This is a genomic window from Hymenobacter wooponensis, assembly GCF_004745865.1.
Taxonomy (GTDB): domain Bacteria; phylum Bacteroidota; class Bacteroidia; order Cytophagales; family Hymenobacteraceae; genus Hymenobacter; species Hymenobacter wooponensis.
In genome coordinates this window covers 66,252-89,352 of the sequence record NZ_SRKZ01000011.1, presented here as the reverse complement: position 1 = coordinate 89,352, position 23,101 = coordinate 66,252, and the positions used below count along the sequence as shown (strand labels likewise).

The following is a 23,101-nucleotide window of genomic DNA, read 5'->3' as shown; positions in this document are numbered from 1 at the left end:
CAGTGGCTGCCCCTGCACCGATACCGCCTCAAACTGCCGGGCCAGGTGCAGCCCGGCAATGGGCACGATTTCGAGCAGCCCGGCCGCCAGCTCGCGGTCCAGGGCCCGGCGCGACACGAAGCCCAGGGCGGTGGGCGCGGCTTCGAGGTAGCGCTTGATGGCCTCCGTATTGTCCAGGTAAATGGCCACGGGCAGGGCGCTGAGCTTGATGTGCTGCGCCCGCAGGGCAAATTCGAGGATTTCCAGCGTGCCCGAGCCCCGCTCGCGCAGCACCAGCGGGTGGGCCAGGGCTTCGGCCAGGGGCAGCGGGGCGGCGGGCGGGCCGCCGGGTGTGGCGCGGCGCACGGCCACCAGCTCGTCGGGCAGCAGCAGCTCGTAGTGCAGGTCGTGGCTCTTGGTGCGGCCCTCCACGAAGCCCAGGTCCAGCTCGCCGCGCAGCAGGGCCTCAGCAATGCGCTCGGAGTTGGCGTTCAGAAACGAGAGCTGCACCTGCGGGTAGCGGGCCTGGAAGGCGGGCAGCAGGCCCGGCAGCACGTACTGGCTCAGGGTGGTGCTGGCCCCCAGGCGCAGGCGGCCGGCGGCCTCGTCGGGGTCGCGCAGGGCCAGCAGCTGGTCTTCCAGCTGCTGCTGGGCGGCGGCGGCGGCATCGGCGTGGGCGTGCAGCAGGCGGCCGGCCTCGGTGAGGGTCACGCGGTTGCCGCGCCTCTCCAGCAGGCGCTGGCCGTACTGTGCTTCCAGCTCCCGGATGTGCTTGGTGACGGCCGGCTGGCTCACAAACAGCTCCTGGCCGGCCTTGGTCAGGCTCAGGTGCCGGGCCACGGCGGCAAATACGCGCAGACGGAAATCGGACATGGCGGCAAAGTACGCAGATGTGACATTTTGATATGGACAACTAAAGGTCGCGGGCGTAGACCGCCTGATTTGGGAAAAAATCAGCGGCACGCTCACAGCGCCCGGTGCTCACCGAGCGGCTGGCCACGTTGCGTGCCGGAGACACGGTGACTTTAGCCCGCCTGAACCGGCTGGGCCGCAACAGCGCCCACATCACGTAGGTGGTGGCCGCTCTGCACGCCCGGCAGGTCCGCTTCGTCGCTCTGGACCCAGGCATCGATACGGCCACCCCAGCCGGACGGTCGGTCTTGGGCCTCTTCGCCGCGCTGGCTGGGTATGGCCGCGAGAGTATCCATGAGCGGGCGACGGCGGGCATGCGACCACCCACGCAAGCAGGCCCTTGCAAACGGCTGGTGCAGAACGTAACCGTCTGTTGGAATTGCCTTTGTCCCAACTAGTAGCTGCTTCATGCCCCGGCGGCCGAGCGCTAGTCCGTGGCAGATTGATGTGCTGCCAGCTCACGGGCGAGCTGGCAGCACATCAATCTGCCACGGCGAGTTCGATTTCTCGGACGACGCCCTAAAAGATTCACTCCCCTTCGATTTAGAGGCCCTTTTTGCCTTCGACTGGGAGTTTCCTGCGGCCCCGCCCGTTTAACCTTTGTACCAAACTTTTAACCAAGGCCAACAGTGGCTACCCTTTGCTCTATCCCTGAATAGAGGCAGGGCTAAGGGCTGCATTAATAACTGGCAGAGCAGTTCGAAAGCGTCGGCGAAATCAAATGATGCAAAAGATGGGAGAAGCAACTGAATGAGTTAGCTACTTTTTATCAAACCCCAGGGCAGCTTGTACCACCTGCCGGGCCAGTAGGGCATCCTTCTTCTTTTCCTCACTGATTTGCTTGCCGACCCGGACGAAAACGGCGTTGCAATACTTCTGCTTGTCGTCAATCTTCTTCTGGCTGTTCTCCTTGAGTTGCCACTCCCGCAGCAGCTTGCGGGCTTCGACTACTTCCATCACCTTGAGGTAAAGCGCGATGTTGCGGTCGGTAACTTTGAATTCCCGCAGCCGGTCGATAACCGGGCGTAAGATTTCGTCGGCCAGCCACGAGGCCGGGATAACGGTAGACTGCTTGTGCAGCAGTTCGAAGCGCAGGCCCACAATCTTTTTCCGGCCCCGGCCCGCCCGGTTGGCTTCCAGGATAGGATTGTAGACGAAGGCGCAGGGCGTTCTTTCCAACTCCTTTTGTGCCCCCAGCACCGTTTTCTTAATCAACTCGTTGGTGTCGGCGTGCTTCATGACCGGGTTGCCTTTCCGGTCCTTTTTGGGGGAGCCATACTTGTCCAGTTCCTGGCCGCAGTCCATGAGCAGGCGGTATTCCTCCAGCGACACTTCCCACCAGCCGGTATCCCGAAACGCGGATAGTATCTCAAAGAACCGCATGCTGTACCAGCTATGCAGGCCCATGTAGCCATCCAGCTTGTAGGTCGAGTACTGACCGGCAATCTGGACGAAATAAGGCGCGAGCTGCGGGTTGAGAATGATGGTAATGATGCCATCCTTGAAGCCTACGCGCCGTTCCTTGGTCGTATCCAGCAGGTGGCGGATGTACCACTCGCTCCCGTCCAGGCTCTCGAACTCCCAAGTGACGTGGGCCAACTCATAGATAGCTTTTTTCAGGAAGGAATACGCCGTGTCCGTATCAATGTCGGTGCCCTCGACCACGGAGGAAACCCGCAGTTGATAGTAGTCGCGCAACTGCAAGTCATCTTCCTTGATTTGCTCCATCACCCGCGCCATAATGCGCTTGCCGTACACGGAAATTCTGCGCTGGTGGGCGAAGGTGGCCGCCCAATGCTGCTTGACCCGCGCCAGCGCTTCGGGCTCATACTGCAGGTCTAGTTCCAGCATGGGAACGGGCAGGGTAACGCGGGGTAGTCGGTTTCCTAACATCTAGCCGATAGGTTACGGTTGCAGCCACCAGAGACACTTTTGCCTCATCCAGTGATATCAGGCCGAAACATACGGCGAAAAAACCAGCTTGTGTAAAAGTGCGCAGGTTTATTACCTTAAAGAAGCAGGTTTATTACCTTAAAGAAGCAGGTTTATTCACTCAGACTCACCTTAAAGAAGCAGGTTTATTACCTTAAAGAAGCAGGTTTATTCGATTTACTCCTTATTAGTTACTATTAGGGTTTACCTTACCATCTTCTTAAAATAACCTACAACCTTGTTACGCGAGAACGAGAAGCATTTAGGGTATAAAACTGTGTGGACAAGTCGAGAATCAACAAAACAAGACAGTCCAAAAAAGCATATACGCGAATAAAAACGCGTTGTACTTTTTCAAGATTTAATTACCTTTTTCTGCTATCACCTACTTCCTGTTATACTCCCTGATTACTTCTCCAATTACTAACCCACTACCAATGGAGGCCAGCCGAGCCGGGAAGGGCTGAATTAGTGCCTCAAGAGGCTGCAGAATCAACCCGCAGCCGTTCAAGTAGCGCTGCTACCATCCAGCCGCCAAGTCGCGCACAGGGCAAGTTTTAGCTATTCTCCGATGAAGCCAAGAACGGGTGCGGCATTCACTACCCCATGGAATTTAGTTAAAACTTTAGTCCAAAAGTTGAATGAGCGGCCACACTGCCTGCTGAAACTGCACTTCTCGTGAATTCACCCAGTGGTACTCTGCAAGCCAAGCATAGCAATCAGGGCCAGGATTTTCTTTTCCTGTCGCGTGGCGTCCGGCTGAGAAAACACCTCGTGCAATAAAGCTCGTCGGTCTTTGGCGTTCCGAGCGTTAAATGACGTCAACACGCCGGCGTCGTCTAAGCAAGCTAGTACTGCGGCTTCGCGGACCAATACTGGGTTAGGCTCGCGATAGAGCGTGACGCGCACCGTGTCGCCAGCTTGCTTGCCCAAATGCTGGCGGATGGCAGCATTCACGGAGAGCATTTTGTCTTGATTTTTGCGCGGGGCCAAATTCCGTGATTCAACCGTGTAGTCATCTATTGTGCCCGACACCTTGATGTGACCCCACGTACCGGGAATATCACGCGAGTTCGGGATGATAAGGTGATAAGTCCAGGCTCCTTTGCCCGGCCAGTGCTGAAGCACCAACTCTTGGTCTCTCACGATGTAGCTCATGCTACCAAGACCCCCAGAACGGGGGAAATGTTGCCAGCCAACCAGGATGGAGGATTGGGCAAAATCTTTCACTTGGCCACGGTCCGTCAACTCTTGGTCCAAGCCACAATGAAACCAATACCACCATACACTAGCCTACTTGGGGCAGTGGGGGAAAAAAGGCTGAACAACACTAGTAAAACATGCGTTTATAAATGTATGTTTTGCAACTTAGAGTGCGCCTGTTACGTTTAATAAGTATAAGCAACAACGTAATAAAACGCCCCTTTAGCCATGAAAAGCACCAATCTGTACCGCCCCGCCCGCCGCATTCCCGCCGCTCGTCTGGCTAAAATGCTCGCCACCCACGCCGCCAAGAAAGCCGCAACTGAGCAGGCCCGCCAGGAAGCGGCCCACCTGCGCCTGGCCACGCCCGAGTTTACCGCCGTGCCCAGCCTGAAAGCCTTGCCGGGCGGGCTGCATTGGTCGGCCCAGCAGCCGGTGCCCGCAGTGGGCAAACTGGTAAGTGCCAACCAAGGCGGGAAGGTCGAAACGGTGAAGGTGTTGGGATACTGCCACGCCGCCGGCTTTATCGGCCTCGTGACCCAGCCCTTCCACCCCGGCAGCCGACGTGCCCACAAGATGCACCCCCGCGCCCACTGCGTTTTCGGCAGCCAGCTTGCCCAGGCAGCCTAGCACCAGCAGCCGGATAGCTCCCAATCTGATTTTCTCAATAGGAAATATACCGCTATGAATACTACCCCCGCGCCGAAGCAGCCCCAGATTAGCCCCTGCCAGTGGCTGAATTCCGTGACCCCTTGCCCGCAGTGGCTGGGCTATCCAACCCGCCTGAGCCTGCCAATCAACCTCGATTGGTCGGGAGATTCGGCCGTGCCTGAAATCGGCTCCCGCGTTCATATTCACATGAACGGCTTTGGTCCAGCCGTCGTGCGGGCCTATTTCCACGCCGACGGGTACTTGGGCGTAATCTGCCAGCCGGACGAAATGCCCGAATGGTACCAAAAGCAGGCACCCGGCGTAACGCTAGGCCATTTCTTCGGCCGCGAGTTGGAGCCACGCCGGCCCCAGCCCCCGCAGCAGCCTGCGCAACCTGTGCCCAACTGCCAGACCGCGGAAGTCGCCACCGGCACCGCGCAGGATTGGATACCGGAGTACCCTCCCCAGGAGGAGCCGGACGACAACCAAGACAGCGAGGAGTACCCCGAGCATCCCGGCGACGAGCAGCGTGACCAGTAGGTAAGTCGCAGGGGCATCCCTTCCTTTTTCCCCCACTGCCCCTCCCCTCTTTCAGTGCCTGCTGGCCGGTTGCTGCGCTCATTTTCTTGATGACAATGCCACTACTTTACCGGCGCTTGCGTTATATTCGTGTACCCTTTGCCTCCTGCCATGAACTCCCCAGTAACCAACTTTCTCGCCCAGCTGACGACGCCGGAGTTTCAGAAATCCATTGGGGAGCAGTTGCGCGCTGAGGCAGCTGCCGCGAATACCTTCCTCTCCTACCGGGACGAGCAAGGCCGCTACGTGCATGAGTACCCTGCCACCGGTGAGATATACGAGGTTTCGCTGACCCAGCCACAGACGCGCCGGCTACTGCTTGACGCTGTAGGAGCCTAGTGAGCGAAGCGCGGCCGGTGGAGCAGCAACCAGTACTCTATGTGTTCGCCGGCCCAAACGGCGCGGGGAAAAGCACCTTATTCAACGCAATGGCGGCTCGTAGTCCATCGGTGGAACAGGTGAACGGCGACGTACTGAAACAGCAGAACCCCCAACTCAGCGGCTTTGACGTGGAGGCGATGACCGCCCAGCGCATCAAAGAGCTACGTGACAGCAGGGTTTCTTTCTCGGTCGAGAGTAACCTGGCCCAGACCAACGACTACAAGCTGATTCATGGCGCGAAAGCAGCCGGCTACCGCGTTGAGTTGGTGTACGTCAGCTTGGAGTCGGTGCGCGAGTGCCAGGACCGGGTACTGAGCCGCGTGGCCAAGGGCGGGCACGACGTGCCCCCGGCCATCATCGAGCAGCGGTACCACCAGTCCCTTTCCCTGCTAAAGCAGAACTATAAGGAATTTGACCGCATCGAGTTGATAGACAATACCAGCCGACCATTTCAGCCGGGGGCGCTCATTGAAAAGGGGTTGATAGCTCCTTTGCAGTCACCGCCGCCGGAGTGGGTGAAGGGTGTCGTGACCCATGTCCAACGGATGGAGCGGGTTAACCAGTTGTTAGCTCAACCGGCAGCGGACGTGCAGCAGGCAACTATCCGGGTTACCGAAGCAGCGCGGGCACCCGGTGCCCGCGGCCAGGCCGAGGCGGTACAAGCGGCCGTTCGCATGAGTGGGGCACAAGTAAGCGACGTGCAGCCCGCTGCAGCGTCAGAGCAGGGCCAGCGGGTTAGCTACCTGAACGTGCAGTACAGCTTGAAAAGCCCGGAGCTAGAGCGCATCAGCACCACGCTTGACGCGGTGCACCGGCAGCCTGGTAGTGAAGTGATGGAAAGCGCGAAAGACCAGCAGCGCCGCCAGGCCCCAGGCCAGGCGCGGGAAGCCGGGCAGAGCCAAGCAACTGAGCGTGGTCAGGACCAGCAGGAGCGCTGACCTCTCCCCTCCTCTACTCAAGTGCATCAACAAAAAGCCCCGGCTTGTCCAAGCCGGGGCTCTTCTATGTCAGGAGGTGCATTGACCTCAGAAAGCAGGTTTTTACTGCTGTTCCAACAACAAGGGCAGCCCTGGTAAGAACTGCCCTTGGTTGGCGCTACAGCGCCAGAAAGGAGAAGCCAAGTGCCGGCGACCAAACCGACGACTTACCCCTAACCAGTGCTGCAAATTACGCTATTTACTTTCCGCTGGCTTAGCCGGTAGCTTGCCCTGCTTGCGCAACTGCGCTTCGTAATGCCGATGGGCGGCGACCAGGTACGCCTTTATGCTGACCGGACTATCCTCCCCTTTAGGTAGCAGCACCAGCGCCAGCCGAATCTCATTCCACACGCTTTCCGGGATTTTCACCGAGCGTTCGGTTTCCATCAGCACGGCATCCGGGGCAGCCGGCTTGCGCCCACGCCGGGGCCGCGCAGCGGGGCTAGCCATTGGAGCGGCTGCCGGCAGCGTGGGGGCCACCGTGGCCATCGCCTGAACAGGCGGTGCTGACTGGCTGGTCGATGCCGCTACAGGTTCAGGAGCCGCTACGGGGGCCGGCGTTGGCTCCGTAGGCACCGGAGCATCGACCGGAGCCAGTGGGGCTACTGCAGGGGTGGCTACAGCCGCCGGCGCAGCGTCAGCAGCCGTGGCACTGGTTGATTTGACTAGCTCTCCATCCATGCCCGCCCGGGCCTGATTCCGTCGCTCAGCAGAAACGGGAATACGCTGCCGTGGCTCGATTTTCGGTTTCTCGATGCCCATTGCTTAGTTGGTTTTAGTGGTTGACGTATCGGCCGACTCGCTGAGCTGGCTCCCGGCTTTGCGCTGGGGCAAGCCCAGGCGTTCTATCAGTTCCTCACACACGCGGCGTATTTCGGCATCCGTGTCTTTGTTGCCGCCAGCGTAGGTGCGGTAGGTAGGGTTGAGCAAGCTATAGAGCGTCGAGGCCCGGCTGTAGGCAGTGCGCAGGCCCAGGGAGGAGTTGAGGCGCGAGAGGCCCAGCCCGTCGATGTACTCATCCATGTCCTTTTCTTCCCGCCGGCCGGCGACGCGCTTGGTTGGAAGGCCGAAATATTGAAAATCCAGTTGGGCCTCCTCCGCAGACTGCTTGATAGCTTCCAGGATGCCCATAAACTCCGCCGTAGAGGCGCGGTCTAGGTAATCCGATACCAGGGGCACAATTACCGCGTCGCAGGCCGTCAGCGCGTTGAAAACATCGTCGCCATCGGCTCGGCCTGGTACGTCGATGATGATAAGGTCGTAGTCCTGATTATCGGGATTGTCGATGAACTCGAAAATCTTATCCAGGGCCAGCGGGAATACATCGTAGGGGTACTTAGCCGCCGGGTCGGTTTTCTGAAGGTTAGCCAAATTGTGCGCGTCCAGCTGAGCACGGGTTTTGACGATGCTCTGCTGATAGTCGCAATCCAGAACGGCAATCTTTAGCCCATACTCAGTGGCCAGGGGAGCGGCAAGCACGAGTAGCAGGGTTGATTTACCGGAGCCGCCTTTTTGGGTGGCAAAGCTGATAATTTTGGGCATGGGTTTACTGGTTAGGGTTAATGAACTTTGCGCCGGGTGGTCAGTCAGGCGGGTTGCACAAACATACAGCAAAAGTGGCGAAGTAGTCATGTAGCGAAGTAGCGAGGTAGCGACGAAGCGAGGTAGTTAAGTAGTGACGTAGCGATAAATCTAAGTAGTTAAGTAGCGATGTAGTGAAGTAGCGAATTAAATATGATGGTTAAAGGTAGCGAAGTATTCAAGTGGTGAAGTAGCGAACAAATGAGAATGTTGATACAGCATCGGTAGCGAAGTAGTCAGGTAGCGAAGTAGTGAAGAAAAGATAATGCATTGGTATTATAAGTAGCGAAGTAGCCAAGTGGTGAAGTAGTGAAACATTAGATAGTATGTTGCCAACCATTTGGCCTTTACAGGTAGCGATGTAGTTAAGTAGCGAGGTAGCGAAAAAATTAGACTACAGCTTGATGTCTGACTTTTATAGGTAGCGAAGTAGTTAAGTAGCGAGGTAGCGAATGCTGATGCAATAGATGCAATCAGAGGATTGTTTAAAGTAGCGAAGTGGTGAAGTAGTGAGAGAATGATTAAAAAGGGATTACAGCGTTACCAAGGGGTTTCTGGCAGAAAGGTGGGGAGCGGATAGTAAAAGGCCAGGCAGGCTCTTCTCTCAATAGCCCAACTGGTGCAACATATCAAATAGAAGGTGGCGCATCAGAAAAGAAGGAGAGCCCCAGTCCAAGCCGTGGGGTAGTAATTCTAACTCGTAGCTTAGCGGTAGTCTTAGCAATAATGGCAGATGGTGATTTCACGGCCGTAGACAACATCGGGCAGGCAAAGCCGTAATGATATTCGTTCGCTTCTTTTTAGCAAGAAGAGTAACACAAATACAGCACTAAAGCCTTGTATTCGTGTTGCTTATATTTCAGCAAAGCTGAAATTATGTGATTATATAGCATAACATTCTGATTTACAATATGTGTTTGCTCACACACTATCGTTGAACCTTAGTTTTAGCCACTGTTTCAGCTGTAGAAATGGCCAAAGAGCAGAAGCCGCAGATTCGAGTAAATGCAACCAGCCATAGGGCCGCCGCGAAAGCCGCCACCCGGCTGAAAATGAGTCTTGGTGAATACACCGAGGCGGCGTTGGACTACTTCACAGGCCGGCAACTCAACCCAGCGGACGACGTGGCCCGCGAGGGTCAGCTAATAATGCAGCAGGTGAAGAAGCTAGGCGACCGGGTTTTCAGCTATATGCAGGAGGAAGAGCGCAGCTTACTGCTCCCGATGCTGGAAGAAATGCTTCGGTCCCGTATCACGCTGGAGCGGGTTTTACGGATGAATGAAATCCTGGTAAACAACCTGAATGGCCAGTTGAGCCTACTCAGCGAAGGCCAGTTGGCGGCGCACCGCGAGACATTAAAGAAGCTACGGCAGCAGAATGACGAGGCCGTAGAGCGGCAGCTGAAAGAGGCTCTGGCCGGTGCTCAGCCCGTTGGTTCAGGCAAGAAAGTAGGGGAGGGGCAGTCGGGGAAAAAGTATACCGAACCGAGCAGCTAAGCCAGCATGTACGTTAAGCTAATCAATCCTTCGACGCACGGTAAAGCCGCTTATAATAACAGCGGCAGCAGCGCGCAGACGCTCAATTATCTGAAGCAGGAAGCGGCTAAAGATGGGCAGACAGCAACGTTTTTTGGGGCTGACCGCGACGGGATAGAGGCGGCAGAACTGATGCAGGAAATCGACACCAACGTGAAGGGATTGCGGGCGGATGATGCCAAATTTTACTCGTTAGTGATTAGTCCCAGCGCCGACGAGTTGGAGCATATCGGTAACGACAAACAGAAGCTGAAAGCCTACACGCGGGCAGTGATGGAGCAGTACGCCGGCAACTTTAAGCTAAAGGAAGGGCGGCAACTGGGCAGTGAGGATTTGGTTTGGGGGGCCACCATCCACCAGGATAGGAGTTACCGGGGCACTGACCCCGAGGTGGCCGCCGGCCAGGCTCAGACGGGCGAGAAGAAGTCCGGCCTGCAAACGCATATTCACGTCATCGTGAGCGCCCGCGACCGGAGCCAGAAGATAAGCCTCAACCCCGCCGGCCGCCGGCAGCGGTTCGACTTAATCAACTGGCAGACCCAGGCGGGCAAGCAGTTCGAGAAGCAGTTTACTTACACCGCGCAGGAGCACGAAAAGGTGAAGGTCAAGCCGCGTGATGCCAGCCGCGATGCCAGCCGCGCCGCCAAGATTGGAGAGCGGGTAGGGGTACTGAACAAGCAGGTGCCAAAGGCGCAGCAGCTTGACCCGGCGCGGGTGCAGCAGATAGCCCAGGGCCGCGAGTACGATAAGACCTTTTACCGTTCACTGGCTACCGTCGAACGCCGGGCGAAGGCGGGGGAGCCCATTGATAACGCGTACCACCTGTTGACCACCGGCCGGGAGCAGCCCCAGCAGCAGCAAGCAGCCACCAGTGCCCTGCGCGCCTTGCAACAGGCCGTCCGTTCCGGCCGGGGCCGCGACGAGCAGACCGAGAGCATCGGCGAGAAGCGAGGCCGCACGTCCGGGGAACTTGATATTGAGATGTAGCGCCACCACCTAAAACGCTTATTCTTTCCAATAACCATCTACACAGTTATGTCTACCCAACCACCCAGGGCTGCACCCAACACCCAGAACGTCGGGCTGATTTTCGCCCTGCTACTGCTGGCCATCATCGGCGGCGAGTATTACACGCTGCTTCATCGTGACGAGATAGCCCAGGCCCGCGCCGTGCAGCTCACCCAGCCCGAGATAAAGGCCCTTACTCCCAAGGAAAAACTAGCCGCCCGGATTGCCGCCATCAACGAGCGCCAGCGGCAGCGCAAGATTGCCAAGGCGCAGCTCGAAGCCGGCCAGGTAGTAGGGGAGGGGGGCGCACAGGCCGCCGTATCTGCGACGCACGCTACCGACCAGGCGCTGAGTAAAAGCGTGGCCCGCGCCGAGGCCGTAGCGAAGGCGGGCCAGGGGTTCAAGTCGAAGCTGCTGGTGAAAGCAGCCAAGTTCTACGGCCCGGCCGGGGTATGGCTACGGGCACTGCTGTTGCTGGCAGGCCTCGTGCTGGTGTTCGTGCAGAAGGCCCCGGCCACGGTGCCAGGCAAGCCAAAACGCAAGCCCATCAACCAAAAGGCATTCCGCGTGGTGGCCGGAATAGGCGCGGCCGTGTTCCTGATTGCCGGCTACGTGCTGCTGAATATGCACCACTACACGCCCGGCTTTATCACGTTCGGGTATCCGGGTGCCGCCGCGGCCGTGCTGGCCAGTGGTGGGCTGGTAGGGCTGTTGTGGGCCACTACCAAGCGGCCGGCCTTCGGGCTGACCACCGAGCGCAAGAAGATAGAAACGCCGGACGGCATCTATTTCCGCACGGCGGATGGCGGTTGGATAACCATTGCCAACCCGTACCGGGGCACGCTGGTACTGGGCGGGGCCGGCGCGGGCAAGACCTTTTCGATAGGGGAGCCGATGGTAGAGCAGTTTGCCTACAAGAACTTCGCCGGCCTCATCTACGACTTCAAGTTTCCGGTACTGGCGGAAACCGCGCAGAAAGCGTTGGTTCTGGCCGAGCGCCAGCGGGAGAAAGAAAAGCAGCAGGCGGCCAAGTACGCCGGCAGCATGGTGGGCAAGGCCGCGGCTAAGCTGACCACTGCCGAGCAGGAGCAGGACGAGCCGCCGGTACAGCTGCACATCATCAACTTCCGGGACCTGACGCGCAGTGAGCGGGTGAACCCGCTGCGACCAGATGATATGCCCGTGGTGGCCTTTGCCGAGGAATATAGCCGGGCCATCATCAACAACCTGAATCCATCCAGCATCCGCAAGATGGAGTTCTTCGATACCAGCGCCGTGGCGTATCTGACCAGCATCATCTGGTTTTACCGCAAGCACTACCCGGCGCTGTGCACCATTCCCCACGTCGTCGCTACGGCGATGCACGACGACTTTAAGCACGTCCTAAGTATGCTCGACACGGACCTGGAGAGTGGCGACTTGGCCCGGTCCATCATTACTGCCGTGAAGCAAAAAGCGGAGAAGCAGATAGCCGCCGTAGTGGGCACGCTGCAGGTGATTCTAACCCGGATTAACAGCCCGCAAATCGTGTGGGTGCTGACGCCCAACGAGGCGCAGGGCGAAGGCTTCTCGCTGAATCTGAATGACCCGAAAGCCCCTAAGCTGCTGTGCATCGGCAACGACCCAACCCTGAAGGAGACGTTTTCGCCGGTTGTGTCGTGCGTAATAACGGTAGCGCTGAAGCTGATGAACCAGCAGCGCAAGCACCGCAGCTACGTGTTCCTCGACGAGGCTGCGACCATCTACGTGCCCGGCCTGGAGGTGATTCCGGCCACGGCCCGTAGCAACAAGGTGGCGATGGTGTACATGACGCAGGACCTGAGCCAGATGACGGATGCCTACGGCAAGGAGAAGATGCAGGTAATGGTGTCGAACCTGAACAACCAGTTTTTCGGCAAGGTGAACTCGCTGGAAACGGCCAAGTTCATTTCGGAGCTGGTAGGCCGCGAGGACAAGGAAATGATAAGCACCAGCACCGGCACGAGCCAGGGCGGTACCGGCAGCCGCAACAGCAGCTCCAACCAAAGTACCAGCTACCAGGAGCGCAACCTCGTCCGGGTGCAGGATACCATCGGCTTGCAGCAGGGGGAGTTCATCGGGCAGACGGTGGAAACCGAGAGCACCTTTTTCCAGGGTACTATCACCCGGCCCGAGTGGACGGGGGAGCAGTTTCCCCTGCACCCGATGGTGAGCTTTGGCGGACCAGACGACGACCCGGAGAAGGCCTTGGCCGACGCGGTGCAGGAGAACTTTATGCGGGTGCGCCAGGAAGTAAGGGATACGTTGGCCCTGCACGTAAACACCTTAGCATGAGGCGTAAAAGTTGCTGCTGAATAACCCGAAAAAGAGCCAAAAAGCGACGTTTAAGCCCTGTTTTTCGTTTAAGTGATATCCACTCTCTTACCAGAATTCTATGCAAGTACCTACGTTTGCCCCCGCCGCCGCTGGCTTAACGCCCGAGCAGCTGAGCGCCCGTCAGGAGCGGGAGCGCCACGCCTCCAACTCGGTTTCTATTCTGATGAGCAACGGCCCCGCGCCCAGCGAGGAGGTAATGGCCCTGATGCAGCGCTACGTCGATGGGGAACTGACTTTGGACCAGGTGGACGAGTTGAACCGCGCCCGCCTGCAGGCCAAGTATGGCACGCCGGCAGCAACTGAGCAGTAACCCGTAAGCCCCCAGCGAATGGCAGCCAACGACAAGTTCAGCGACGAAAACGGGATACTACTCAACAAATTCGGCATCAAGGATGCCGAAGTGCTACGGCAGGTGGAGAATGATAGCGCCTTGCCCAAACTGGCTAAGCTCAATGAGTCGGGCGGCATCCAGGGCGGGCAGTTCGACCATGCCCACCTGAAAGAGCTACACAAAAAGCTCTTTGAGGACGTGTACCAGTGGGCCGGCGAGACGCGGGCCGACCGGGGGTTTCAGGGTAATAAGGCCACCTACGTTACCGGCTTCAAGGAAACCATGACCTATGCCCCGCACAAGGAGATAGAGCAGCGGCTAGGGACCATTGGGGAGCAGTTGGGTAAGGAGAACGGCTTGAAGGGCTTGGACCAGGACAAGTTCACCGAGCGGGCTGCCTACTACATGGACCAGTACAACCACACGCATGCTTTCCGCGAGGGCAACGGCCGCACCCTGCAGGCAATGGTTACCCAGTTGGGCAAGGAAGCCGGCTACCAGGTGGACTTTGGGAAAATCTCGCCCGAAGTGCTGAACCGCAGCCGTGACGAGGCAATGGTGCGGCTGTACCCCCCGGCTGAGGCCGATAAAAACCTCAAGCCACTCCGGGAAATGTTGCAGCAGATAACGACGCCTGCACCGGGAGCCGCGGCCGAGAAGCTGCGCGCCCCCAGCCTAGCCGCCGCGCCCCCGGAGTTGTCGCCGGCCATGAAGGCGATGGATGCCCGGCGGGAGTTGGAGGTGACCGGCTACCGGGCGGCGAACGTCATTGCCAATATGCCCGGTCCCGGCAATTACGACCAGGGCGTAAAGCTGGCCCAGCGGGTTTCAGCGGTTACCCATGACCCCGTTGCCATCAAAGGTCCCGGCATTATTGAAATGCAGCTGGCCGCTGACAAGATTCTAAAGCATCCGGGCATGAAGGACATGACGTTGGACTTGGAAGACGCCAGGCGGCTACGTGCTTCGTCGGTGCAGGTGGCGCAGCTAGCCGAGGGCAAGGAATTGGTGACACCCCAGCGGCAGCCGCAAGCCGCAGTACCGGCCGCCGCTGAGCGCACGGCTAACCCGGCTGCCATAGTACCCAAAACACACGAGGAGGCCCAGCCGCTCTTTATCAAAGCTGCCCGCGAGGTAGCCAGGGGCTTGGATGAAAACGGCAAGGGACTCGATGCCGCCCGCCTGCGGGAGGTAGCCAAGTTTGTGGAGCGCAGTCCGGCTATTATGGGCATGAACCAGGAGAATACCCATAAGGCCATGCAGGCTGCCGGCAGCATACCGAGCCTGAGCAGCAACAAGTACACCGATGAGTTGCGTAATTCCGTCAGCGTGCTGGAAAAACCACCTAAAACGATTGAGCGCAGCGGCCCCAGCGCCGGCCGCGACAGCGGCGGAATCGAACGCTGATACTACATAATAACCCGACCATGCAAGACGACGAGCTAAGCTTTATGGAGGATATGATAGCTGGCACCGAGCTACTGATGTGCAGCACTTGCGGCGAGGAGACGCTCCACGCCCACGATGAGGTACTGGACGTGTCGCCCGTTGCCACGGAGTTGAAAATGCAGTGTACCTGCTGCCAGACCACCCGGACCTGGACGGACTGGACCCCGCCCAGTCGCAAAGTGCGCCAGAATTAGTCACAAAGGCCCCGTTGGTAACAACGGGGCCTTTGTGTTGAGGCATAATGATACGCGTTGGGAGAAGAATATACCAGTCAACCTAGCTCACCCATCGTCGTAGGTTTGATTAAGCGTTCAGCACGTAAAGACGCACTTCAAAGTTGAATTCAAAATCTTCTCCGTGGCCATACATATTGATGCCGATGTTAGGGTCCACCTGTTCTGGCTGGTCTAGAATAACCAGCATCATGTCGATGACTTTATACTTACGGCCCTCGATGGTGAGAATGCTGCCTTTCTTGACATTGGTACAATGCCAATTGTCATTGTGAGGCAGGCCCAGGTCCATTATTTCGGCTAGGTCGGTGGTGTAAAAGAAGGGTTTACCCTGATGGTCTTCCCGGTCAACGATGAACCGTGTTTTGATAGGAGTTGCTTTCATAAAGCCAAGGTAGCTTTTTACCTAAAGTCGTCTAATCTGTCGCAAAAGCGAAAGATAGCTGCCATAGCTAGAGCCCGAGTAACTTTGGAATCTCTCGATTCTATTCGCTCATGCCTTCAGGAGAGCATCAAAAAGTGTGGGGCAATCGGGTTAATACTTACCGGAAAACATACCGCCTCAAATTCGCTACAGCCATCATATGTAATTAAGCTTCAAGTCCTAACGGAGAAAGCACCTTGTCCCTGAAGCGCTCAATAGCTTCCCCTGTACCATGGTACTGAAAAGGCACTTTATCAAAGTGATTCCATGCATCTTGTAAAGCAGCCAAGTACTCATCCGTAACTTCTCTGAGCCCAAAATCGGTGCCCTTAGGGAAGGTAAACATCTTTTCAAACCATTTCGTGGCTGTTATTGATGCCGGGTTGTCCGGATAATCGGAAAATTTGAAATAGGCGTTCAATACCATATCGAGCATGCTCCGGCGGAAACGCGGCAGGATTTTATCATCGCTCGCTTGGCATAACAAATAGATGCATTTGCCTAAGCACCTTATCGTATCGATAACCCGATGGTCGTTTTCCTGGTCCCGGGCTAATGCAAGCCAATCCGTCATGTTGCTGAATTGCTCGTAAATCATCTTATGAGCAAACGACGGGTACTCTAAGCGCGGCTCATACGTGTTCTCCTGCGGCAGAAACTCAACCAGCAGGGCCACGAATCTGTCGTAGTAGAACAGCCACATATGATAGCCATTATCCCGGTAAATCGTTTCCCTCACCATGTAGTTGAAGTAGACGATTGCTATGTATATCTTCTTGCCCCACATTTCAGGTTCCAAGTCGGAATCGTACTCTTGAAGTAGAAACTCCCGCTGGTTTGAATCGTGCTTCAGCGACTTTACAGCTTCATTACCTACCGAGTACCATACGTAGTTTGCTTCTGCCGCTTTAGTGTGCGAAAGCAGCCCCGCCAAAATGGGGATGTCGTACTGCTCTTGAATATCCACGAGAGAACTGTTAGAGTTATTAACATTTTTGAGCTCCTCGATAAAGGATTTATTCTTATGAATGAATAACTCTCCAGTAAACAGTTTCGCAAAGTCTTGGTCCGCTGCCTCTTTGGTGTGCATACCCTTAAAAGCCTTGGCAAATAACTCCGGGTACTTATTGGCTGCTCCCCGGACAAAGGCTTCATTGCGTAGAATGTTGCCATAAACCCAAGAAGCAAAGAGTAAGCGCTTGGGGGATACCAACTTTTCGTATGCCACATCCGCTGCTGTTCGGCGCCTTAACACGATGTCCTTCCCACTTTTTTCAGGGACTTCGGATTCTCCTCTCTTGAATCGCTCAATGTCATCGATGTGATACTTTGCGATGAAGTTAGAGAGCAAATCCAGCTCTCCTTCTTTTAAATAAGTCTCATAAAGGCTAATGAGGTCTGGCAGTCGGCTTTTTGCAAAAAAGCTAAAGTTGACCTTCACAATAGGGTAGACGATGGCAACCAGGGCCAAGATGTAAGCCCATGATTTACTAGGTATGCCTTTTGAAAAAACAAAGACTGATAAGCCTGGAAACCAATTTTCTGTTAGCCAGTCGAACACCATCAGGTAATGGATAACCAGTAAAGCAGAGGCAAATAGAACGAGTTCGAAAACAGAGAAAAAGAGGAGAACGAATCTCCGTTCTTTACTTGGGATGATGGCCCATACGGCCAATGCCAAGCTAAGAATAGTCAGAAAATCGGATGGCTGCATATTAGAATTCGTGGGCTTCTGAACGAGCAAGGCTGGCATTGTAATGCCAGCCTTGCTTGATTGTAGTGACAGTGCAACTCTTTACTGCTCAAACGAGTGGTTATTGAGCTTCAGCGTAGTGCTATTCTCCCGTACTGTCCGCTGCAAATCGTCATCGAATGGTGTAGGCGATTCAACCTCAATGTCAAGGGTCAGTCGTATTTTATGAGATGGGTTGAGTGTAAACTTGCGCACAACCTCCGCCATGATTTTCGTAAAGCGGCTGTTTGCATCCTCATTGCCCAACTCTACACTAGCTATGTAGCGCTTAACGGGCGGCTTTTTGGACCCGCCTGGTGTGCCGCTCTCACCGTTACCAGTTCCGGTACCGCCACTAGTGCCAGTACCAGTGCCGTTGCCAGTGCCGGCTCCCTCCCCTGCGCCTCCACCTTCCCCGTCATCTCCCCCCTTACCGTCTTCGGTTTGGGCGTTGCGTTGGGCCTCCAAGAAGGCTTTTGCTGCGGCCGGCTCTATCAGAAGATGGTCGATACTCAGCACCGCACTTTCTTCAAATACCAACCCTTTGAACTCGGAACCTTCCTGCGCGTGAGCAGCACCTACCATTCCCGCTTTAACCCCGTCGTTGGCAGCATTGAGCAACACTTGGGCATTGCGGAGACGCGGCAAGTACAAGTAGCGACTAAAATCCTCCCACACTTTACGTCCTGTCACAGCCGCTTCCTCGGGCTTCCAAAACCAGCTTTGTAGCTGGCGGACTAAGTGTACGGGTGCCCACGAAGACAAAAGCATCTCATTATCGACCAACAGGCGCTCTATTTCAACCGTGAGGCCGTTGACGCTGGACGTTGGCAACTGCAGAGCCTCCCAACGCACCACACCGGGCGAACTGCCTGGCCGGGCATCCTGAGAGGGAACAATCAGCCACCGATAGGCTTCTCTTACGAGTCGGTCCAAGGCTTTTCGGGCCTCGTCACGACTGCGAACTACCTGTTGCTCCTGCAAGCGGTCCAAATTGATGCGTGACTCCTTGCAATCCACCACTATGGATTCCCATGCGAGCACGCTGCGGAGTTGGTCAAGCAGACGGGTATTCGTTTCTAGCTCAGGGGCCAGGAAAACCAGACGGTTGCGCCGTATACGCGGGTTCTCCCCCCTTTTTTCTAGAAACTCTGTGGCCACGTCGGTTGCTGGGCCAAGAGTAGAGCGAGAACACGCGGCTTTGGGCTGCAACACCACTAGGCGTAGGTGCTCGTCATCGGCCACGTCAACCGAAGGCGCGAATACATGCACACTGGCGAAAGGCTCTGGTCGACCGAAGGCCTTTTGCACGATACGCTTCAACTCGGGCAGCACGTCGGATAGCTCGTCAAAGCGACGCTTGCGCTCCTCCATTTCCCGGCGCAGGTTCGGCCGGGTGTCAAACCAGTAGCGATTATTGCCAGTGGTCAGGTGGTGCAGGCGGTCAGCCAGGCGTTTTAGGGCGTCCGTGTACACTGCCGGGGTTTGCCCTGGGATGGCCGAACCAAGCATGATATGCTCCGGCGTAAGGCCCCTGGTCGTCTGATTCCCTGCTGTGTTAGGAGCACTTCCTAAGAAGATGGTTCGCGCTACCCGGTGGCCAGCCTGAACAGCTCCAAAGCGGGGGTCGCGGCTGTCAATGTCCTGCGGGCCTGAAAGCGGGCCATCAATGTCCCGCTCCACTACGGCATCCCATCCGTTTGGCAGGTACATGACGAAGTCACCTTTCACCTTACCACTCGCCAGCGGCAGGTTGCCAGGCTGGATAAATGGGTCTTGATTGTTATCGGCCCATAGCTGGCTAATAACCTGCGCCATCAGCTTCAGAACACCACGGGTACGCTGGAAATTATCGAGGGTGGCCCAATCCTCATACAGACGGGAAAACACCTCGGGGTGGATGGGGTATGCTTGCCGAAGCCGTTGGTAATAGCCTGCCTGCTGCGTTTCGGCAGGAAATTCGCCGGGGTGCTCGATGTAATAAGTGGCATAAGCACGGCAAATAGCATCGGCCGCGGCTTCATCGGAAATGGGAGTAAAGAGACGGCGGCGGACGATTTCAAAAGCTTCGTCCGTAGCAACGGGCTTCCACAGGGCCTGAATTCGGTTGAAAGTGTGCTCTAGGGCGTGCAATGCTGCTACCGCCCGGTCGTCTCCCGCTTCACGGTCGGACTCGGGCAAGGAAGCCAATAACTGAGCCGTGGGCACTGCCTTGATTGCTTCCGTTAGGTTCTGAACGAAGGACAAATTGCTGTTGTAGTCTCCACCCGCGAATTGCTGCCCGGGTCTGAACTGGCGCATGTAAACAACCAGCTCGTCCATCAAAATGACGCAGGGGGACGACTGCTTTAGCAGTTGAATCAATACTTCAGAACCAGGAGCAGTACCGCTTTCATCGGCCCGACGAACCAGCTCATAAGCGGGCTGACCGCCCAACTGCCACGCCAACTCGCCCCATAGAGTGCTTATGCGCTGCCCGTCGCGAACAGCGGGGGTGTCGACGGAGAGATGGCCGGCATCCAGCACCACGACGCGGGCGTGGGGCAAATCAGTTACTCCCAATTCATTTAGAATCGCGGACACGCCGGGTAAATCGCCCGCTGCCACCTTCCCATCGGCGCGCCGAACCAAGTGGTACACTGCTAGCATGGTGTGCGTCTTACCCCCACCAAACGCCGTTTGCAGCTGGATAACAGGGTCGCCTCCCTGACCTGTGAGCCGCTGCACCACGTTGCGCAGCAACAGCCGCATTCCTTCAGTAATGAAAGTCAACCCAAAAAACTTCACCGGGTCGCCGTACTCGGGCGATGCAGTTCCATCGTGGACACGATATAGGTGAGCTGCAAATTCAGCTTGTTGGAAGGTGCCACGAAGCACATCGGGATGAGGGGTGGCGATTTCGCGCCAAGGGCGTAGCGTGGGCATATAATTACCGCTGGGATGATAGAAGGCGACTGGCAGAGCCGACTAGTTTAGAATTCGATGGAAGTTTGGGACGCGCCTACAGGTTGTGCCTGTACAACTTCCTGAAGGGAAGGCCACGCAATGATGAGTTCATTGTAGGCGCGGGCGTCTTCTGCTCGGCCCGTTCGCTCACATTGGGTGTAGAGGCGATAGGCTAATTGCCGCACTGGCTCGGCCAGTGCTGGCATTGCTGCTAGTAAGCGACCAGTAGGAGTTTCCCCTGACTGTCGCAGCACCCGGATTAGATGATGTAAGGCTTCCCATGCTGATGTGCGGGCATCGAGAGTGGGATGCCAAGAAGTAGGATACTCAGTTGGGCGTAGAAGACGCACCTTGCCCCCGAGTGCTTCGAGGCCACCAGCCAACTGAACGCCAGCCACGCTAGTACCCTTTGCGCGTGCCAAAACATCGGCATCACCAAACGAGCTGGGACTCCACGCATACTGGTCAAACCAAGCCAAACAAAACCGACTCTCTGCATCAAGGTCACCCTCTGCGGTGAAAAAGTATCCATCTACTTCCTTATTAATCAGGGTAAGAGCGGTGTGAACTGACATGGGCTTACCATCGGACTCAAGCACTGCTTTAAACCGAGAAAAAACTGCAATTCCAGGCCCGATAGCAGATTGAGCCAAATCCACCGGTGCAACAGGACTTACCCCGTTTCTACCAGCAATCATTGCTTCCAATGCTTCCGGCAGAGCGAGTCTCAATTCGCGCATAAATTCTCTTCGAGACACCTCATCAGCAACAATGTCACGCTTTTGACACACCAAGATGATACTGGATGCTAGCGCATTGCTATCGGCACCTATCATCCGATTTCCCATTTCAGTTCTCATGGGCCATGTGCCTGAGATGGAAAATCCTGCGGAAATTACCGCTTCCAAGAAAGCATCCCACCCGGTTGATACAGTTCCAGAGTCCGTTGTATCAGACTGTTTGAAGGCATAGTAAATTGTTACCGGGAATGCAGGATGAGCTTGTTCAGCCAAAGCATGTATTGCTTGCGTCATCCCATTTATGAAAAAGCTATTCGCCGCTTCTTTCCCTCCATGACGATAAGGAGACGCCACCAATTCATCAGCTTTGGGAACAGCCATTGTTGAAAACAGCTTGGGCATAACACCATGCAATGAACGTCTTAACCAGATGTAAAAGAAGTCGGATAGGTCAGCATAGCCAATATTATCGTAGTAGGGAGGGTCTGTAGAGATGACTTTATTCTTGCTAATCGTTTGTTGCTGAGCATCAACTTGCTTTGCAAATCCCGCAACATTCGGGGACACGAATTGCAGTGCCTTCACAATCCAATCGATATTGTTCAGGTAATTGCCAGAAGACTCTGAAAACGGATTTCCTTCTGCAAAGTCCCAAGTCATGGGAATAGCTTGTCGACCGTAAGTATTCCGCAGGGCCTCCATTTTGGGACTAGAGTCCCACGTACATACGTTTGAGCATCGGTCGGCTGTACGACTGATTGCGAAGGTCAAGTACACCGCTATAGCGTCAGCGTACGCTGTTGCCTGATTCCCACCCTCCTCAAGACTAACACCGTCATCAAGCCCGCCGCTTTTGACCGTGTCGCTTATGACTTTTTCTCTTGCGTCTGCAACTACGTCCACAAGCGTATTGAGCGCAACTAACTGGCGGGGCGTAAATAAGTCTCCGAACGATGTGATTCCGTAGTTCGGAGTTTTAAAATCGCGTGGATTTAATGGAAGGTCGAAATCCGGCTTCCAAGAGGGAACTGCTGACTCAGCAGTAGCTACATGGTATTGCTCTGGAGATAGATAATATCTACCTCGTGGCCCTTCGACTACGATTGCAAAGAGCTTTTCTTTCAGCCGCCCGGCTTTACCCTCTTCTCTTATGTAAGAGAAGGGAATAGGTTGCTTTGACAGGATGCAGTAAGCACCTTTTCTATTGACGGTTTCCTCCATAGAAGGACCCTTCTCTCCGGTGCGGACTTCAAAGTGATAATTGGAATCCTCTATTATTGCCTCAACCCATGCTCTATTGGTAGTTTTCTTGGAAAGCCAAAAAGACGACACCAACGGCACATGGGTACCACTTAATGCAGGGTTCGGGCTTGCAACTGTTCGCGCCCAAAGCCAAGCAATAACAGTTGCCGTTCCTCCACCATACACGGTAGGTAAGGCTACTTTAGGGTAAAGGTGACCGATTCGCGAAAAAGCTTCCTCTCGGACCCAATGCCCGTACCTTTTTACATCTTCAGCTAGCCCGTATGCGCCTGGAAATGCCGCGTTAAACTCCTTGATTTTACCTTGTGACGCACGACCAGGCAATGGCCCGGTAGGTAGTCTGTTAGCAAAACGCGGTGGAATCTCAATCATCGCTTTGTTAATGAGGACCGCCACAGGGTTCAAGTCCGAAGCATAGCTTACCAGGCCTAAGCGCTGCGCTTCCAAAGGAAGGGCACCGCCACCGGCGAAGGGGTCGTGAAATGCTGGAAGCAATTCAGGGTCAAACCCCGCCACTCCCTTATTCATCTCACAGGTTTCCTGCCAGCTTTTTCGGATGGCTTGACGGGCTCGCTCCAATACTGTTTCGTTGCTGGTATTCTCCCATTTAACCAACTCGCGGATAATGTCGAAAAGCTCCTCCCTCTCCTGTTGAGCTTTTTCTTTGGTTTGGCCAGCATATGCCCCCCATCCTCGCACACCGCCTGGGTCATTGACCATTTGTGCGAATAGCACAGCTCGTGCAGCCGCCAGCGGCCGCCGAGCCCACCACAGATGTAGTGTACTAGGGTGTCCGTGGCGAATAGATTTTTCGCGAGCAGCTGCCGTATTGATATCGTCAAGCGGAAGTGCTACTTCGATGAGTTTGCGGGGTATGCGGAGGGCCATGA

20 protein-coding genes and 1 pseudogene are annotated in these 23,101 nt (G+C 55.9%); 12 read left to right on the top strand and 9 right to left on the bottom strand.

Going from position 1 to position 23,101, the window contains the following annotated elements; translation table 11 throughout:
* Positions 1-852 (bottom strand): LysR substrate-binding domain-containing protein (locus EU557_RS24910; RefSeq protein ID WP_135533146.1); only part of this gene is annotated, 852 nt, incomplete at its 3' end.
* 104 nt (positions 853-956) lie between these two features.
* On the opposite strand from EU557_RS24910, the pseudogene EU557_RS26180 reads away from it, so the two are divergent.
* Together EU557_RS26180 and EU557_RS24895 are read left to right on the top strand one after the other, a co-directional pair.
* A pseudogene (locus EU557_RS26180) lies at positions 957-1,289 on the top strand (recombinase family protein).
* 10 nt (positions 1,290-1,299) lie between these two features.
* On the top strand, positions 1,300-1,488 hold the full coding sequence (locus EU557_RS24895) for a hypothetical protein (RefSeq protein WP_135533144.1): 189 nt from the start codon (positions 1,300-1,302) through the stop codon (positions 1,486-1,488).
* A 162-nt stretch (positions 1,489-1,650) separates the two neighbouring features.
* Here the strand turns inward: EU557_RS24895 and EU557_RS24890 are convergent, their stop codons facing one another.
* Positions 1,651-2,784: a replication initiation protein gene (locus EU557_RS24890; protein WP_135398488.1), complete on the bottom strand. Its 1,134-nt coding sequence runs from the start codon at positions 2,782-2,784 to the stop codon at positions 1,651-1,653.
* A 723-nt stretch (positions 2,785-3,507) separates the two neighbouring features.
* On the bottom strand, positions 3,508-3,981 hold the full coding sequence (locus EU557_RS24885) for a DUF1905 domain-containing protein (RefSeq protein WP_135533143.1): 474 nt from the start codon (positions 3,979-3,981) through the stop codon (positions 3,508-3,510).
* A gap of 273 nt (positions 3,982-4,254) precedes the next feature.
* Between EU557_RS24885 and EU557_RS24880 the strand changes: the two genes are divergently transcribed.
* From EU557_RS24880 to EU557_RS24865, 4 genes are all read left to right on the top strand, one after another.
* Complete coding sequence (locus EU557_RS24880) at positions 4,255-4,656, top strand: hypothetical protein (RefSeq protein WP_135533142.1); 402 nt, start codon at positions 4,255-4,257, stop codon at positions 4,654-4,656.
* Between the two features lie 54 nt (positions 4,657-4,710).
* Complete coding sequence (locus EU557_RS24875) at positions 4,711-5,217, top strand: hypothetical protein (RefSeq protein ID WP_135533141.1); 507 nt, start codon at positions 4,711-4,713, stop codon at positions 5,215-5,217.
* Positions 5,218-5,367: 150 nt separating this feature from the next.
* Positions 5,368-5,595: a hypothetical protein gene (locus EU557_RS24870; protein WP_135533140.1), complete on the top strand. Its 228-nt coding sequence runs from the start codon at positions 5,368-5,370 to the stop codon at positions 5,593-5,595.
* Entirely contained in the window at positions 5,595-6,575 is a 981-nt protein-coding gene (locus EU557_RS24865) for an ATPase (protein WP_135533139.1), read from the top strand. The genes EU557_RS24870 and EU557_RS24865 overlap by 1 nt, the downstream gene beginning before the upstream one ends.
* A 234-nt stretch (positions 6,576-6,809) precedes the next feature.
* Here the strand turns inward: EU557_RS24865 and EU557_RS24860 are convergent, their stop codons facing one another.
* The gene (locus tag EU557_RS24860; RefSeq protein ID WP_135533138.1) at positions 6,810-7,376 is read right to left on the bottom strand and encodes a hypothetical protein; all 567 of its coding nucleotides are present in this window, start codon (positions 7,374-7,376) and stop codon (positions 6,810-6,812) included.
* A 3-nt stretch (positions 7,377-7,379) separates the two neighbouring features.
* Positions 7,380-8,156 carry a ParA family protein gene (locus tag EU557_RS24855; protein ID WP_149069909.1) on the bottom strand — a complete coding sequence of 259 codons (777 nt, stop codon included), beginning with the start codon at positions 8,154-8,156 and terminating at the stop codon, positions 7,380-7,382.
* A gap of 1,010 nt (positions 8,157-9,166) precedes the next feature.
* On the opposite strand from EU557_RS24855, the gene EU557_RS24850 reads away from it, so the two are divergent.
* From EU557_RS24850 to EU557_RS24825, 6 genes are all read left to right on the top strand, one after another.
* The gene (locus EU557_RS24850; RefSeq protein ID WP_135533136.1) at positions 9,167-9,691 is read left to right on the top strand and encodes a BfmA/BtgA family mobilization protein; all 525 of its coding nucleotides are present in this window, start codon (positions 9,167-9,169) and stop codon (positions 9,689-9,691) included.
* A 6-nt stretch (positions 9,692-9,697) separates the two neighbouring features.
* Positions 9,698-10,717, top strand: coding sequence for a DUF5712 family protein (locus tag EU557_RS24845; protein WP_135533135.1), 1,020 nt, complete (start codon positions 9,698-9,700; stop codon positions 10,715-10,717).
* Positions 10,718-10,765: 48 nt separating this feature from the next.
* Positions 10,766-13,051: a type IV secretory system conjugative DNA transfer family protein gene (locus EU557_RS24840; RefSeq protein ID WP_135533134.1), complete on the top strand. Its 2,286-nt coding sequence runs from the start codon at positions 10,766-10,768 to the stop codon at positions 13,049-13,051.
* Between the two features lie 100 nt (positions 13,052-13,151).
* Entirely contained in the window at positions 13,152-13,403 is a 252-nt protein-coding gene (locus EU557_RS24835; protein ID WP_073112438.1) for a hypothetical protein, read from the top strand.
* 18 nt (positions 13,404-13,421) lie between these two features.
* On the top strand, positions 13,422-14,831 hold the full coding sequence (locus EU557_RS24830) for a Fic/DOC family protein (protein ID WP_135533133.1): 1,410 nt from the start codon (positions 13,422-13,424) through the stop codon (positions 14,829-14,831).
* Positions 14,832-14,851: 20 nt separating this feature from the next.
* Entirely contained in the window at positions 14,852-15,067 is a 216-nt protein-coding gene (locus EU557_RS24825) for a hypothetical protein (RefSeq protein ID WP_135533132.1), read from the top strand.
* 109 nt (positions 15,068-15,176) lie between these two features.
* Here the strand turns inward: EU557_RS24825 and EU557_RS24820 are convergent, their stop codons facing one another.
* The 4 genes from EU557_RS24820 to EU557_RS24805 form a co-directional block, all read right to left on the bottom strand.
* Positions 15,177-15,491, bottom strand: coding sequence for a hypothetical protein (locus EU557_RS24820; RefSeq protein ID WP_135533131.1), 315 nt, complete (start codon positions 15,489-15,491; stop codon positions 15,177-15,179).
* A 205-nt stretch (positions 15,492-15,696) separates the two neighbouring features.
* Positions 15,697-17,244 carry a hypothetical protein gene (locus EU557_RS24815; RefSeq protein ID WP_135533130.1) on the bottom strand — a complete coding sequence of 516 codons (1,548 nt, stop codon included), beginning with the start codon at positions 17,242-17,244 and terminating at the stop codon, positions 15,697-15,699.
* 81 nt (positions 17,245-17,325) lie between these two features.
* On the bottom strand, positions 17,326-20,187 hold the full coding sequence (locus tag EU557_RS24810; protein ID WP_135533129.1) for an ATP-binding protein: 2,862 nt from the start codon (positions 20,185-20,187) through the stop codon (positions 17,326-17,328).
* 47 nt (positions 20,188-20,234) lie between these two features.
* A complete protein-coding gene (locus EU557_RS24805) occupies positions 20,235-23,099 on the bottom strand; it encodes a DUF1156 domain-containing protein (RefSeq protein ID WP_135533128.1) in 2,865 nt (954 codons plus the stop codon).
* Between the last annotated feature and the right edge of the window lie 2 nt (positions 23,100-23,101).